Origin of the sequence: Aquiflexum gelatinilyticum (assembly GCF_024741135.1) — a bacterium.
Lineage (GTDB): Bacteria > Bacteroidota > Bacteroidia > Cytophagales > Cyclobacteriaceae > Cognataquiflexum > Cognataquiflexum gelatinilyticum.
The window spans coordinates 205,095-220,681 of record NZ_JANSUY010000004.1 but is presented as its reverse complement, the minus strand read 5'-3'; the positions used below and the strand labels follow the sequence as shown (position 1 = coordinate 220,681).

Annotated in this window: 12 protein-coding genes; 6 read left to right on the top strand and 6 right to left on the bottom strand. The window is 39.1% G+C overall.

Translation table 11 applies throughout. The annotated features are described in order from the left end of the window. Positions 1 to 216 precede the first annotated feature (216 nt). The 4 genes from NU887_RS08715 (at position 217) to NU887_RS08700 (ending at position 8,731) form a co-directional block, all read left to right on the top strand. On the top strand, positions 217 to 2,469 hold the full coding sequence (locus NU887_RS08715) for a glycine-rich domain-containing protein (protein ID WP_258422975.1): 2,253 nt from the start codon (positions 217 to 219) through the stop codon (positions 2,467 to 2,469). Positions 2,470 to 2,880: 411 nt separating this feature from the next. Continuing rightward, on the top strand, positions 2,881 to 4,416 hold the full coding sequence (locus NU887_RS08710) for a translocation/assembly module TamB domain-containing protein (RefSeq protein ID WP_258422974.1): 1,536 nt from the start codon (positions 2,881 to 2,883) through the stop codon (positions 4,414 to 4,416). Between the two features lie 169 nt (positions 4,417 to 4,585). After that, positions 4,586 to 6,061, top strand: coding sequence for a hypothetical protein (locus tag NU887_RS08705; RefSeq protein WP_258422973.1), 1,476 nt, complete (start codon positions 4,586 to 4,588; stop codon positions 6,059 to 6,061). 459 nt (positions 6,062 to 6,520) lie between these two features. Next, positions 6,521 to 8,731, top strand: a complete 2,211-nt coding sequence (locus NU887_RS08700; RefSeq protein WP_258422972.1) for a T9SS type A sorting domain-containing protein — start codon at positions 6,521 to 6,523, stop codon at positions 8,729 to 8,731. A gap of 155 nt (positions 8,732 to 8,886) precedes the next feature. On the opposite strand, the gene NU887_RS08695 is transcribed toward NU887_RS08700, so the two are convergent. The 3 genes from NU887_RS08695 to NU887_RS08685 all read right to left on the bottom strand — a co-directional run bounded on the left by NU887_RS08695 (position 8,887) and on the right by NU887_RS08685 (position 11,508). Then, positions 8,887 to 9,309, bottom strand: coding sequence for a nuclear transport factor 2 family protein (locus NU887_RS08695; protein ID WP_258422971.1), 423 nt, complete (start codon positions 9,307 to 9,309; stop codon positions 8,887 to 8,889). A 68-nt stretch (positions 9,310 to 9,377) separates the two neighbouring features. Beyond that, on the bottom strand, positions 9,378 to 10,652 hold the full coding sequence (serS, locus tag NU887_RS08690; RefSeq protein WP_258422970.1) for a serine--tRNA ligase: 1,275 nt from the start codon (positions 10,650 to 10,652) through the stop codon (positions 9,378 to 9,380). 88 nt (positions 10,653 to 10,740) lie between these two features. Then, complete coding sequence (locus NU887_RS08685) at positions 10,741 to 11,508, bottom strand: hypothetical protein (protein WP_258422969.1); 768 nt, start codon at positions 11,506 to 11,508, stop codon at positions 10,741 to 10,743. 75 nt (positions 11,509 to 11,583) lie between these two features. Between NU887_RS08685 and NU887_RS08680 the strand changes: the two genes are divergently transcribed. Both NU887_RS08680 and chrA read left to right on the top strand, forming a co-directional pair. Further along, entirely contained in the window at positions 11,584 to 12,564 is a 981-nt protein-coding gene (locus tag NU887_RS08680) for an isopenicillin N synthase family dioxygenase (protein ID WP_258422968.1), read from the top strand. 3 nt (positions 12,565 to 12,567) lie between these two features. Further along, positions 12,568 to 13,767, top strand: a complete 1,200-nt coding sequence (gene chrA / locus NU887_RS08675) for a chromate efflux transporter (RefSeq protein WP_258422967.1) — start codon at positions 12,568 to 12,570, stop codon at positions 13,765 to 13,767. A gap of 100 nt (positions 13,768 to 13,867) precedes the next feature. Here chrA and hpf read toward each other — a convergent pair whose 3' ends face one another. From hpf to NU887_RS08660, 3 genes are all read right to left on the bottom strand, one after another. Further along, complete coding sequence (gene hpf / locus NU887_RS08670; RefSeq protein WP_258422966.1) at positions 13,868 to 14,173, bottom strand: ribosome hibernation-promoting factor, HPF/YfiA family; 306 nt, start codon at positions 14,171 to 14,173, stop codon at positions 13,868 to 13,870. A gap of 29 nt (positions 14,174 to 14,202) precedes the next feature. Beyond that, positions 14,203 to 15,087, bottom strand: coding sequence for a tyrosine-type recombinase/integrase (locus tag NU887_RS08665; RefSeq protein ID WP_258422965.1), 885 nt, complete (start codon positions 15,085 to 15,087; stop codon positions 14,203 to 14,205). Positions 15,088 to 15,200: 113 nt separating this feature from the next. After that, positions 15,201 to 15,365, bottom strand: coding sequence for a hypothetical protein (locus NU887_RS08660; protein ID WP_258422964.1), 165 nt, complete (start codon positions 15,363 to 15,365; stop codon positions 15,201 to 15,203). Positions 15,366 to 15,587: the final 222 nt, after the last annotated feature.

Sequence of the window (15,587 nt, the reverse complement as noted above, 5' to 3'; positions counted from 1 at the left end):
TCATTAAGCATATTCCTTACCATTTTAACCTTAATTATTTCTCCAATACAAGGGATAATTTTTGCACAATGTGCTAGTTGTACTATAAATGTTGGAGCTTCAGGAAACCCATCTATTTCAAACAATGATATTGTCTGTATCAATGCAAATAGATCTACCTCAATAAATTTAAATAACAGGACCGGATTAACTGTCTGTATTGCAAATGGCATCACCATGTCCGGTGCACTTCAAAATATCGGTAACCCTATTACCATTAATGTTTATGGGAGTAATTCATCTGCATTGAGTTTAGGAACCGGAAGTACTCTAAATGTTTTTGGCAGCCAAACGGGAAATATCACATCAAATAATGGGGCAGATATCAATAATTCCGGTACAATCTCGGGAAATATTATACTTAATTCCTCAGGTGCTTCATTCAATAATTCCGGTACCCTAACCGGGGCCCTGACTATGAATGATGGAAGTGATGTTGTCAATTCCGGTATTTTTAATCTGTCAGGATTAACCTTTAATAGTGGCTCAATTTTGACCAATTCTCTTTCAGGTGAAATCAGTGTTTCTGCATCAGTTAGTATAAATGGTTTGCTTAACAATGACGGAAATATTTCGATTACCGGAAATCTAACTTCTAATGGTGGATCCCAACTGGATAATTCAGGTAATTTGTCAATTTCGGGTTCCCTCACTAACAATAGTCTGATCAATTCTGATTCCGGTGCAATCAATGTTGGGGGCAACCTTACCAATAATGGTGGCGGTATTTTAAATATTGTAAGTGGTTCTGTAGGGGGGAATGCCACCAACAATGGTTCAATTAATATAAATGGAGAATTAGCGATTAACGGAAATTTAACAATAAATGGAGGTTCTAGTATTTCTGCCGCAAATGATCTTCAGCCTAATTACTTATCAGTAGGAGGCACTTTTTCTGGAGCAGGTTGCCTTAATGGAACCACTGGGATATTATTTGTCGATAAATTTCAATCAGGGGGATCTTGCCTCAACGGTGAAGTCTATATAGGAGGTAATCCGGATTGTTTAGAATTGATTGAAATTCCATATATGTCAGGCGGAGAAGATTTTGTGGAAAGGATTTACATATTTAGGTGTAGTACTGATTGGACTATTCCTGATTCTTCTATTCCCGGTGAAATCTTAATTGATGCAGAGGTATTGATAGTTGCAGGAGGTGGCGGCGGCGGCCGGGGTCCAAGTGCAGGTGGCGGAGGGGCTGGCGGGTTACTTCATTTTTCCACTTATTCATTGAGCCCTGGAACAACCATTCCTGTGATTGTCGGGGCGGGTGGATTGGGGTCAACTTCTGCCTCATCCCGTGGGGCAAATGGAGGAAATTCTGAATTTATTTCAGATGTAGCTATCGGTGGTGGCGGTGGAGGTTCTACCAATGCATCAGCTAGGAATGGAAATAGTGGAGGATCCGGAGGGGGTGGCGCTTTTGTTGGTGGAAGTCCAAACGGTGCCTCTGGTACAGGTTCTCAAGGAAATGGTGGCGGTAATGGAAACAGAACTTCACCTCCAGGAAGGAGTTTTGGTGGTGGCGGCGGCGGAGCAGATGGAAATGGGGGCTTAGGTCCAGATGGATCTGCTCAGGCAGGAGCAAGAGGTGGAAACGGAAGGGTGTTTGGTATTTCAGGTACAAATGTTGTCTATGCCGCTGGAGGAGGAGGAACTTCCACAGGACCTGGAGTATCACAAGGGGTTGGAGGTTCATCCGGAGTAGGAGGGACTGCTAATGCTTCTGGAAATTCCAGAAATGGGCAAAACAACACAGGTTCAGGCGGTGGAGCAACTATTAGTGGAGCTGGAGGAAATGGTGCAGCAGGTGTTGTTATAGTGAAGCAGTCTTTCAGGATTTTACCGGTCGATTTTCTTAATTTTAAAGTGGATTTCAATGATTCAAACCGTGAAGTGGTTTTGTTTTGGACAACTGCAAAAGAGTGGAATAATTCACACTTTGAGATAGAAAGGTCTACTGATAATACCCGGACTTGGCAAATTATCGGAAGTGTAAATGGAATAGGCTGGTCTGATATTCCACAAGAATATATATTCACGGATGATAAAATTTCAATTTCAGGTGGTTTGATTTATTACCGATTGAAGCAGGTGGATTTTAGCGACACTTTTTCCTACAGTAAAACCATCTCAGTCAAATCTAATAGCACTTCTTCAAATTCAGGTCTTTCCTGGAGAGTTTATCCCAATCCTGTTAAAGGAGACAAGTTTACTTTGGAAAGTTTAGATCCGTCTTTTAATCAGGATGAGGAAATTTTTGTTACATTGATTAATACCTCAGGAAGTCGTTTGGTTAATTTATCGGGCAAGAGAAATTCTATTTCTGACTTGTTATCAGAAGAAATTCGAAAATCAAAACCCGGCGTTTATATTCTTGAAATCACTGAAGGAAGGAAAGTGGAATACATAAAAATATTGAAATTGTAATTTCCCCTGCTTTCAATTCTCTACTTCACTTTTTTCTAATTGTATTTTTTAGCTTTTCGTCCCATACATAATTATTGGCCTGGGAATATTTTTGTCAAAAATTACCTTGCTCTTACAAAAGAATTTAATCCTCCTTTAAAAGGAAAGCTCTTGAGCAAACCTCTTTTCCCAAGAATGAAAAATAAACTATAACCCAAATTTGTGTTTATAATTTACCTCCAAAATTGTTGGGATTTTCCCAAATTCAATTATTCTCCAGGTTAATTATTACCAAAAGGGACATTTTTTTATGTGATTTTATCGCTTTAAAGCATAAATAGGTAAATAAAAAGCATTTTTTAAATTTTTGTTTTGATATATGAAATACAAAAATGTATATTTGTAATACATTTATATATCTATCTCACTCATATGAAAGCTTTTTACTTCTTTTTCTTGACTCTTTTGTTTTTCGCTTCTATTGAAGGTGCCCATGCACAGGTCACCTACACCTCCCAAGCATGTACCCCTAGTTCAGGTAATCCTTTCACATCATCTTCTTGTTGGGTTAGGACAGGGAATTGTAATTCCTCTTTGTTCCCGCCTAATTCAGGAACCACATCTTGTCCTATAGTAATTGTTGTAAACAATGAAATGACAATCCCTAGTTTAAGTTTAGGAAGTAATATTACTTTAAGGGTTATTTCAGGAGGAAAGCTTACCATCACCGGGAACCTAACCCAACAAGCATCAAGAATATCAACAGTGTCCTTAAATGGAGGTGAGTTAATAGTCGAGGGAAGTTTAATTTTATTAAGTGGAGGTCAAAATTCAAAAACAAGAATGACTGTTGACATCCGGAATGGTGGATCTTTTGATGTCACAGGAGGATTAATGGATATTCAGAATGATGCAGAGTTGATAATTGATGGTGATGGCGATGCTCTGAGCACTTTAAATGTAAAATCATTCAATTTTGGTCAAAGGTCAAAAGTTGATGTATTAGCCGGTGGCGGATTATTTGTAGAGGGAGATGTTGATTACCGTGGAAATAATTCATCAATAAACATTTATGGGTTCTTTAGAACTGCCGGTAGTGTTTTGATTACAGGTGGTTCTGGCAATCAATTAAATGCCTATGGCAATGCCGAGGTAATGATAGAGCAAAATCTTGATGTTCGAGGCACTAGTGACATCACCTTTGGAGGCTCAAGCGAAACTGATATTGGCGGAGACATTTTGATTGCAGGAAATTCCAAAGTTATTGCTACCGATCAAGCTGTAGTTTATGTATGTGGTTCTTTCCCTATTCCATGTGATGGAAATAATTGCAGCACACAAGAGGTGATTCAGGGCACCTTTTCTGAATCTTGTAGAATCCTTCCTGTTGAAATAATTTACAGCGAAGCAAAAATCTCTCATTCTGAAAGGAATGTAAACATAATTTGGGCAACAGCAAAAGAAGCAAATAACAGTCATTTTGAAATAGAAAGATCAATAGATGGAATCAAGGATTTCCAAAAAATAGGTGAGGTACAGGGAATGGGTTGGAAGGATTCTATCACAGAATACGGATTTGTGGATAGTAATCTTCCTTTGACCGTAAGCAATGTTTTTTATCGCATTAAGCAAGTGGACTTCGACAGCAAACATACATATAGCAGCGTGTTTTCAGTGAAAGTATCAAATATCCAATTTTCAAAAGGAGTATGGAGAGCTTACCCAAATCCAACTTTGGGCAATGAGTTGAAAATCAGCCTTCTTGATAAATCTCAGTACCAACTAGAAACCATTACTTTTAGAATTATTCATCCAAGTTTTATTTCTGAAACAGTAACAGTCGACTCAGAATATGCCATGAATGAGTACTTGACCCGATTTCTTCCATCTATACCTCTCGGGGTATTTGTAATAGAAGTTTCTTGGGGAGAAAAAGTGGAGCATATCAAAGTATTGAAGAAAGGATAAATGTGGTCGCTTTTTTTAGAATTATCTATTAAAAATTTAGATTTAATTTTTGTATAAATTCATATTGAAATGAATTGAAGAAAAAAGAAAATTAAAAGCGTTTGTTTGATTATAAAAATCAAAATACTATATTCGAAAAGTTTTAAAACCTTATTTAACTAATAAAATAATGTTTAAACTTTTTAAAGTATTTTTGATTTTTACCATGCTTTTTTTAGCTTCTTGGGAGTCCTATGGGCAAACCTTTGTGTTTGATCCTGCCAAACCTGGATGTGATGGATCTTGGACTGATGGTGACTGTTGGGAAGTCTCAAATTCTTGTAGCGTTTTAGGAGGTTTTACTAATCAAACTTCGCCACCTTCAACTAATCCAACTACTACGTGTCCTGTAGATATTATTATTAGAGGAGATATTTCGATATCAGGTGTCCCAATTAGTTTTGGAGGTACTCTTCGTAGCATAAGGGTAGAAAATGGAGCAAGTTTTGATATTGTAGGAGATGCATCAATAATTTCAGACAGCGAGGTTTTATTCGATTTGGTGGAGAACAGCTTTTTTAACATAACTAATGAACTTATTATTTCTCAAGGTTCATCATCAGATTCTACCTTGTTAATTATTGATGGAGATGGAACCTCTAGTGTGGTTGTAAATAGTATAGACTTAAGAGGAAGGGCAATTCTCTTGGTTGAAAATGGGGGTAGTTTAATAAGCGATGGTCCAACCAAATATAATGGTAATAGCTCTCGGATTGATGTATATGGTTTCTTTAGGACATTAGAGGTTGACATAAAGGGGGGAAGTAATCATCAATTGAATTCCTATGGAAGTGCAAGAATAATTGTAGAAGAGGATATTATTCTTGGAGGTACTTCTGACATAACTTTTAACGGTGATAGTGAAATCGACGTAGGAGGAGATATTGACAACTCAGGCTCTGCAAAAATAATTGCCTCAGATAATGCAAAGGTTTATTATTGTGGAATAATCAAAACCCCAAAAAATGCTGTGAAGGAAGGGGTAGGTTCAGCGGAGTTTATTAATTCCTGCCGTATTCTACCTGTCGACTATCTCTATATAGAATCCGAATATTCCAAAGCATCAAATTCTGCATTACTTTCTTGGGCTACTGCCAAAGAATGGGAAAACAGCCGCTTTGAGATCGAAAGGTCATTGGGGGATATCAGTGATTTTATAAAAATAGGGGAAGTATCCGGTATGGGTTGGAAAGACACAATTTCTGAGTACGAATATGTGGATGCTAACCTTCCTTTGGCCGGTGGAAATATTTATTATAGGCTGAAGCAGGTGGATATGAATGGGAAATTCTCTCTTAGTAAAGTATTGTCGGTCAAAATGCCTTCAGTGCAGTTTACTCAAGGGGTTTGGCGTGCTTACCCCAATCCAACGGACGGTCACCAATTCCGAATAGGCTTGCTTGATATTTCACAATACAGCCAAGAAAAGATATCCTTCAGGATAATTCAGCCAAATCATGTTACTGAAGTTGTTACGGTAGATTCAGAAGCCGAAATGAATGAATATTTAATTCAAATCTTACCAACAATTTCAAGTGGAATTTTTGTGGTAGAACTTCAATGGGGCCAAAAAATTGAACACATCAAAGTATTAAAACAAAAATAGATTAGCCTTTTTATTTGTGGAATATATTTTTTGCAATACTGTTAACCAACAATCTGTTCTTCTGAGGATACAAATAAGGGAGTTGGAATCTGATATTTTTTGAGATAAATATTGCTGCTTTTTTAAAGATACTGTATGGATGCCTCTATGCATTTTAAAAAATCAAAAAACATTTTCGATCCTCTTTGTACCATTCATTATCAAATAAATACCATTAATTTATTTAATTACTATCAACATAAATTTTTAATATGAATAAAATATTTAAAATGTAACAAAAATTTTTTTATAAATAAAAAATATAAATAAAATAATAAAAAAATATAATTAAAATTAAATTCAAAAATCTGTTCCCTCAAGTTTTATTTTTAAATTAATTTTAAAATGCGTTAATTTGTATTTGAATTACAGTAAAATAAATCTGTAATTTTTTTTTCTGAATACAATCACCCCCAAATAATGAAAAAAACTCACTTTCTGCCAAGCATTCTCATTCCGGTTTTATTCTTGGCCAACAGCTTCTTTTTTGCTGAAAAAGCTTTTGCTCAATGTGATCCAATTGGACCGATAACCACCACAGGTAGTGGAGAATTCATAGTTCCGGATGGTGTAACTTCTATAACAGTGGAGGTTTGGGGTGCAGGAGGAAAAGGAGGGTCAAGAACTTCAAATGGCAGAGGCGGCGGCGGCGGCGGCGGTGCTTATTCACAAAGTGTTTTCACCGTAACTCCAAGGCAAATTTTTAATTACAATGTTGGTGCGGGAAGTAACACGACAGCTGCCGGTGAAGATACTTGGTTTGGTTCTGCCACTACACTGATGGCTAAAGGGGGAGCTAGTGTTCCAAATAACAATATAAATGGTGGACAAGGAGGTCAGGCTACAGCAGGTTATGGTGATGTAAGGTATAGTGGAGGAAATGGGAGTAACGCTTCAAACTCAGGAACAGTTTTCTCAGGAGGTGGAGGATCTTCTGCTTCCAGCTTGGGTGATGGAACAAATTCTACTTCAAATACCGGAGCCAGTGCTCCATTGGGCGGGGGAGATGGAGGAAATGGTACAGTCGGAAATGGAAATTCAAATGGTCAAGACGGTGATGCCCCTGGAGGTGGCGGAGGTGGAGCAAGGAGAAATAATCAAACCAGAAATGGAGGTAATGGAGGTAACGGTCAAATAATCATTTCATATACCTGCCCATGTTTTACTGTTTTGGATAATGGCAACCTGACAGGTGTGACTGTAATCCAATTCAATGAAAATTGTACTTGGGAAGCTCCTGAAGGTCTTTTGGATTTTGAGGTGTTGGTAATTGGCGGCGGCGGTGGAGGAGGATTTGGAAATGGCGGCGGCGGCGGCGGCGGCGGTATAGTGCACGCGAGAGTTAATGTCGAAGACAGGATAGTGACAGGATTACCTGTAGGTACTAATTTCGAAGTTTTGATTGGAAATGGGGGGATGGGTTCAACTGACGAGGAAGAAGAAGGCCAAGACGGCGGAGACAGCACGTTTGACTTGGGAGGATTATATGAGATTATTGCCGGCGGTGGCGGTGGCGGTGGTTCGCAAGATGAAGGAGATGGTTTAAATGGACGTACTTCTGTATTTAATTCTTCGACTGTTGGTTTTAGCTCTTTGCTTTTAAGAGGTGGATCCGGAGGCGGCGGTGCTGATGATGAAGATGGTGGAAATGGGAGTAATGGCGCAGGAAATGGAGGAGAATCTGAAGACAATGAGGCTGGAGGCGGTGGTGGGGGCGCATCATCCAACGGTCAAGATTCTGATGAGGATGATGAGGAAGGGGGAAATGGCGGAGCCGGTTTACAGTTTTCTAGTTTTGACATTTCGCTCAATCGTTTTTTTAGTGCCGGCGGTGGCGGAGGCGGACAAAGTGATGGAGGAAATGGAGGAAATGGGGGAAGCGGCGGTGCTGGAGGAGAGGGAGAAGAAGACGATGACCCGTTGTCAGAAAGAATTGGTAGAGATGCAAGTACACCTGGTTCCGGTGGAGGTGGAGGCGCTGAAGACGCAAGAGGTGGAAATGGTGCTAGGGGTATCGTTTTTATTGGTTATGCCAATTCAAGAATTTTACCAGTAGAATACATTTTCCTAGTGGCGGAGTTTGATGCTGAAGAGAGAATGGCAGAACTGACTTGGACTACTTCCATGGAAAGAGAAAATTCCCATTTTGAAATCCAAAGATCAACTGACGGATTGAAAAGCTGGGAAGTGATTGGAAATGTCGATGGAATGGGTTGGTCTGATGCGCCTGTGGATTATAGATTTGAGGATGTGAATCCAATCATTGCCGGAGGAACAGTTTATTACAGATTGAATCAAGTTGATTTTAACGGCAAATCCACACTAAGTAAAGTTTTATCTGTTAAGGTTCCAGGAGTTCAGTTTACAGAAGGTGTTTGGAGAGCATATCCAAATCCAACAAACGGGGATCAGTTGCGTGTCAACCTGCTTGACAAGTCCCAATACCATCAGGAACCAATTACCTTCAGGATCATCCACCCAACATCAATATCAGGAGAACTCTCTGTCAATTCCGAGAATGAAATGAACGAAGCTATCTCCCAAATGGTAGGAAGAATTCCAAAAGGAGTCTTTGTCATTGAAGTAAAATGGGGTCAAAAAATCGAGCATATCAAAGTTCTTAAAAAGTGATCATATCCCATTTTGAAATAAAGCCTGTAAAAGTCATTAACTTTTACAGGCTTTTTTGTTGGCTTATTGAGTGAAAGTGATGCTGTTAGGATTTGAAGTGTCCGCTTATCAGCAACAGTTTTAACCTATTAACCAAATTATCCATTTCCTTTTATTCATCTTTTTTCTTCATACCAAGTCTTATGGACGATTTTCCATTTACCTTCTATTTTGATAAGGGTCAAATAATCGTAGTAGTAAATGCCCGGCCAAAATAACTCTGTTTTGGCCAAAGCAGTATTCCCTTTGATTTCGATTTCCAAAAGCCTGTTTTCAAATTTTGAAGGGTCTCTTTTTTCGCCATTTGCTGTACCGTTGGCCCAATCCTCAAATGAAGTAATGGTCAGGTTCTCTCCCCGGTATCCGATCAACCTTGCATCAGGAAGGAAAGCTTGTTCAAGTTTCCCCTTGTCCCTTTGGATCATCCCATCAAAATACAGTTGCACAGTGGCAGCAATATCCTCCTTTTCTTCTTTTTCTGATTGGCAAAAAATCTGCAATGGGAAAAGAAGAAGATATATGATGAATAGATATTTCATTGACCTAGAAAGTTTTGTTTGAAAAAAAATCCCAAAGTTTTTTGACTTTGGGATTGTATAAGGATTTATTATCCAATGGTATCAAATCCAAGATAGGGAACCAATACTTTTGGCATCTTGATTCCGGTTTCAGTTTGGTTGTTTTCCAAGATTGAGGCTACGATTCTAGGCAATGCCAATGCACTTCCATTTAAGGTATGGGCCAATTGGGTTTTTTTGTCCTCAGTTTTAAAACGGAGTTTTAACCTGTTTGCTTGAAAGGACTCAAAGTTGCTGACTGAACTGACCTCAAGCCACCTTTCCTGCGCAGCAGAGAACACCTCCATATCATAAGTAAGGGAAGAGGTAAAGCCCATATCTCCTCCGCAAAGTCTCAAAACCCGATAAGGCAATTCCAGTTTTTGCAGCAATCCCTGTACATATAAACTCATTTCTTCCAAAGCCTCATAAGAATGGTCAGGATGTGAAAGATGGACGATTTCCACTTTGTCAAACTGATGGAGTCTATTTAATCCCCTTACATGTGCGCCCCAACTTCCCGCTTCTCTTCTAAAGCAGGGAGTATAGCCCACATTTTTGATAGGAAAATCTGACTCATTCAAAATTACATCTCTATAAATATTTGTAATTGGAACCTCTGCCGTTGGGATAAGGAAAAGCCTGTCCACTGTAGCCTCATACATTTGGCCCTCTTTGTCGGGTAATTGCCCAGTGCCATAACCTGAATCTTCATTGACCAAAATCGGAGGCTGGATTTCCAGATAACCTGCTTTCAATGCCTCATCCAAAAAGAAGTTGATCAGTGCACGTTGCAATCTTGCACCTTTTCCTTTGTAAACAGGGAATCCGGCACCTGCTATTTTGGTTCCAAGCTCAAAATCGATGATGTCATATTTTTTGATCAGCTCCCAATGTGGCTGTTTGTTGTTTGGCAAAGCAGGTATTTCCCCATTCGAAAGCACGATCTCATTATCCTCAGCAGATTTTCCTTTGGGTACCGAAAAGTGGGGAATATTGGGAATGGTGTACAAAATCTGCTTGAGTTCTTCTTCAGTTTGGGAAAAAATATCCTCCAAGGATTTTACCTTCTCCTTAATTTCCGAAGTAAAAGTCTTGATTTTTTCGGCTTCCTCTTTTTTCCCCTCTCTCATCAAAATACCTATTTCTTTTGAATAGTTATTCGATTCTGCCTGTAGTGAATCCCTTTGGGATTGTGTCTCTTTTCTTTTATTGTCCAAGTCCAAAACCTGGATCAAAACATCCTCAGCGTTGTGGAAATTACGTTTTTGTAATCCCGCCAAGGTGATTTCAAAGTTATCCCTGATTGTATTTACGAGTAGCATGGTGTATGATAATATGATCTGTTGCTGGAGCAAAGATAAGGATGTTCCCCAAATCCACTTGGGAAAGAACTACATATCTCCAAGTAGTTTATTGGACTGTGATCGATTTTTGAGCACTTGAAAATGGTCCTGCCAACTGCTTTCCATCCTGGTATGAAAGGTTCAATTGGATGAGGTGCTCACCCTTTGGAAGATTTGAAATCCTTACAGGATTGATTTCGGTGATTTCATAATGGAAATCTCCCACCTTGATTTCCACCTGTAAGTTATCAAGGAGCATATCACCTCCGATGACCAAAAAATCTAGGGTTACTTCTTCACCTTCCAAATAAGCCTGCCCGTTGATTGGCAGATTTAAGGCGAGGTAGGGTTCTGCAGAATATGGAAATGGACGTGTATTGCCGACCATAAACTCCCGGTCCACATAATTTCCAAATTCTTTGAGTGCCAAACCCTGACTGTCTACCAAATATGCGACGATTCTATATGTACCTTCATTCAGTTCTTGTTGGAAAATCGGTGAATTGTGGCCTACAGGATCTCCTGAATTCAGTATTGTATTTAATTTAAAACCATCTATTTCCTCACCAAAAGGATAATTTTTGATATTGAACTCAAAGGGAATCCTACCCGGGCTGAATTTTTGGTTGCTTAGTGGGGCATACATTTCGATGATGGCGTCCGGATATTCTTTTTCCTCCTCATAGAAATAGAAACTCACCTCTTTTTTTTCTACTTCCAGACTGTCTGCCCCTGTCATTTCGAAGATTTTCTCCTCTCTTTTTTCTTTCAAACTACAGGATGCAGATACCAAAATCAGGAATAGGAAACAAAAATATGGTATTGATTTTTTCATAGTGATGAAGGTCTGGAAGCGAAATTATCTAAATTTGGGATATATTGCTGAATAATAAAAATCAAAGTTTTGAAGATGAAAGATATTTTATACAATGAAATCCCCTCTTTAGACCTAGCGGATTTCACATCTGGGAGTTCTGACAAAAAGCAGGCATTTGTTCAAAAGTTGGGTGAAGCATACAATAATATCGGATTCGTTGCGATCAAGAATCATGGGCTCGACAAAGAGTTACAGGACAAGCTTTATGCTGTGATCAAGAAGTTTTTTTCATTGCCTGATGACGTCAAGTCTAAGTACGAAAAGCCTGAAATAGGTTTTCAGAGAGGATATACCGGCAAAGGAAAAGAACATGCGAAGGGAAGAAATACCGGTGACCTAAAAGAGTTTTATCATGTGGGTCAGGAGTTGGACAGCATCCCTGACAGCGATGAGACAAAAAAAGAATATCCTGATAATATCTGGCCTTCTGAAGTGCCTGAATTTAAAGAAATCGCAAATGAAGTGTATAGAACTTTGGAAGCGGCGGGAAAAAACATGCTCAAAGCGATTGCGCTTTACCTTGATCTTGAGGAAAATTACTTTGAAGATAAGGTTGCTTTCGGAAATTCCATCTTGAGACAAATCCATTATTTCCCTATCGAAAATCCGGATGATGTGCCGGCAGACGCAGTGCGTGCTGCCGAACATGGTGATATCAACCTGATCACTTTGCTCATGGGGGCAAGTGCTGATGGCTTGCAGGTTTTGAGAAAAGACGGCAAGTGGATTCCCATCACTGCACTTCCAGACCAATTGGTCGTAAATGTGGGCGATATGCTGGAGAGATTGACCAATAAAAAATTGAAATCAACCATCCACCGGGTCGTCAATCCACCTCGCGAAATGATGCATACCAGCAGGTATTCGATTCCTTTCTTTATGCATCCAAGGTCTGAGATGGACCTGACATGTCTTGAAAGCTGTGTGGATGTCGATCATCCCAAGCAATTTGAAAATGCTACCGCCGGTGAGTTTTTGGAAGAAAGGCTCCGTGAACTCGGCTTAAAGAAATAAGCCGTGTCGGTCAGGAAGGTCAGGTATTACCTTTATCTCAAAGATGTTTTATTACTGTCTCTGACGGCTTTTGGAGGACCTCAGGTCTTCCTTGCCATGGTTTTGGATACCATGGTGACTAGGCGGGGATACATCAAAGAACAGGAACTTTGGGAATTGAATGCACTTTGCCAAATCCTTCCTGGTCCAACTTCCACTCAGACCATCTCTGCAATAGGATATAGAGTAGGCGGGCCAAATCTCGCCTATCTTTCTCTTTTTGTCTGGATTTTGCCTGCTACCCTTCTGATGATTGTAGCGGCTTTCTTGATTGATTTTTTACAGGAAAATACGCCCGGGGCATTGAGTTTTGCAAAATTCATTCAGCCTATGGCCATCGGATTTATTATCTATGCTGCCCAAAAGACGATTTTCAAAATGGTCAAAACCACCGAGGCATCTGTCCTGATGATGTTTTCGACTTTCATTTCCTTTTTCTATAATTCCCCTTTTCTTTTTCCTTTGTTGCTTCTCGTAGGAGGGGTGACCACTTCCTTGAAGTACAGAAATGAACCCAAAGAAGAAGGTGACAAAAAGCTTGTCATTGATTGGGCCAATTTCTACTTATGGGGAGGGATCCTAGTTTTTGCAGCTATTCTGGGTGCTTTGACAAAAAATCAGGCGGTGCTTCTGTTTGAGAATTTTTATAGAAACGGAAGTTTGATCTTTGGAGGAGGGCAGGTCTTGGTTCCTTATTTGTTCACGGAATTTGTGGAGTTTAAAAAATTCCTTACCTCACAGGAGTTTTTGACAGGCTATGCCTTATCGCAGGGTATTCCCGGTCCTACTTTCAGTATCAGTGCCTATGTGGGCGCATTGTCTATGCGGGACCAAGGTGTGTTGGGATTGTTGACAGGAGGATTTATTGCCTCCGCAGGCATTTTCCTTCCGGGTACATTTCTTATTTTCTTCGTCATCAAATTTTGGGACAAGTTGAAAAAATTCCGTCCTGTCCGTGCCGCTTTGGAAGGTATCAATGCAGTCAGTTGTGGGATGTTGATTGCTGCAGCTTATTTGCTTTTTGAGCCATTAGATCCTGATTTTTTTAATATCGCAGCGATTTTGGGTACCTATCTTTTATTGAATTTTACAAAACTTTCGTCACCTCTGATAATAGCTTTGGGGGTTTTGGCAGGAATTGGATTCAATCTTTTGTTTCCATAAACCCATACGGGGGTTCTAAATGCCGCTCTGAAAGTAAAAAGCTGAAAGACAAAAAACTATTGAAAAATAAAATCCCCGCTTTCGGCGAGGATCTCATTGCTTATTGGTTGGCTAAGACGACTTTTTCTTTGAATTTTTTGAGTTGTCTGCGGAGGCCCTCAATGGCTTCATCTGTTGCGGCCTCAAATGATTCGCTTTGATGCTTTGAAAAAAGAGTTTTTCCCGGAACATTCATTTTAATTTCAACAATTTTATTTTCTTTTTTTTCATGGTTATCAAGTCTCATAAAAACTTCACCGTCGATTATTCGATCAAAATAGGTGTCAAGTTTATCGGCTTTTTTCTGGATAAAATCGATAAGCTTTTGGTCAGCATCGAAATGGATGGAATGCATTTGAAGTTTCATAATGTAAATGGTTTAAAGTTAAACTTATATTAAGCTTTCGGATGTGCCTGTTCAAACACAGCCTTAAGTTTTTCCATAGAATTGTGTGTATAGACCTGCGTAGCAGCAAGGTTTGCATGTCCAAGAAGGTCTTTGACAGCATTGAGATCAGCTCCTTTGTTGAGTAAATGTGTTGCAAATGTGTGCCTCAAGAGATGTGGACTTCTTTTGGTAGTCTGAGCAAAAAGGTCTAAATGTTCTCTCACAATGCGGTAAATCTTCATCGGGTAAGCCTGTTCCTTGTGGTTTATAACGATAAAATAGTCACTATCTTGTAGATTTGAAAACCTTTCTTCAAATACTTTTCTGTACGAAACAATATTCTTTTTGAGGCCTTTTGTGATCGGAATTATTCTTTCTTTCTTCCGCTTTCCGAGAACTTTCACTCCTTCCCCCGCCAAATCAATGTCTTTCCACCTGAGTTCCAATAATTCGGAGAGACGGACGCCCGTCAGGTAAAGAAACTCCATGACCATTTTGTCACGTTGTCCATCAAAATCGGGCTTGAACTGCAACTCATCCAAGACTTTGTCAATGGCATCTTCCTGCACAAATTCCGGCAATCGCTTTGGCGTCTTCAGTGCACGGAGTTTATAGGTCGGGTCTTTGGTGATTTCTCCCGAGCGCATTAAGAATTTATAAAATGATCGGAGGGTTGCGATTTTTCTATTTACTGAGGTTGAACTCAGTCCCTGATCGACGAGGTCGATGATCCACGCACGTATTTCAGGATGATCTGCGTTGCTGATGTCTTCTTTCTCGAAGGAGACTAAACAAAATTCACTGAATTGCTCTAGGTCCTTTCTGTAAGCCAAGACAGTATGTCGGCTTGCCCTTTTTTCGAATTCTAAATAGTTGATAAAGGAATCGGTCATTGAAGCGAGAAAGATGTTTGAATGAAGTTAGTGTTTATTTTCAGAGGAAAGAAAAAAATGTAATTAATCAGCCCATTAACTGGATCAAAAAAGGAAGAATGTATCTTGAAATGTTATGGAAAATTAATCCTTTTTACTTTCATTTCCCCATCAAAAATCACCTCAATATCCTCCGAAGATAAAGGTTCAAATTCATACAAATAGACTGAGTCATTTTCTACGTTTTTTATTTTTGAATCTTCTTTTCCCATTATTTGAATGACATCAAGATTGCTCATTCCAAATTTTATTTTCCCGAGATTTTGGAGGTTAGCTTGACTTTGTTTTTTATGGGGGGAATAAATGAAAAAATAAAAAATAAATAGTAGAATCAATAAGCCTGAAATCAAGACTGCCCAGATTTTGAAATAATAATAGAGAACTTTAAGTACATTTTGTTTTAAAGCATTCATTCGTAATATCCTTAAAACTTCCTTTTAAAAATATATTTCAAGTTATAT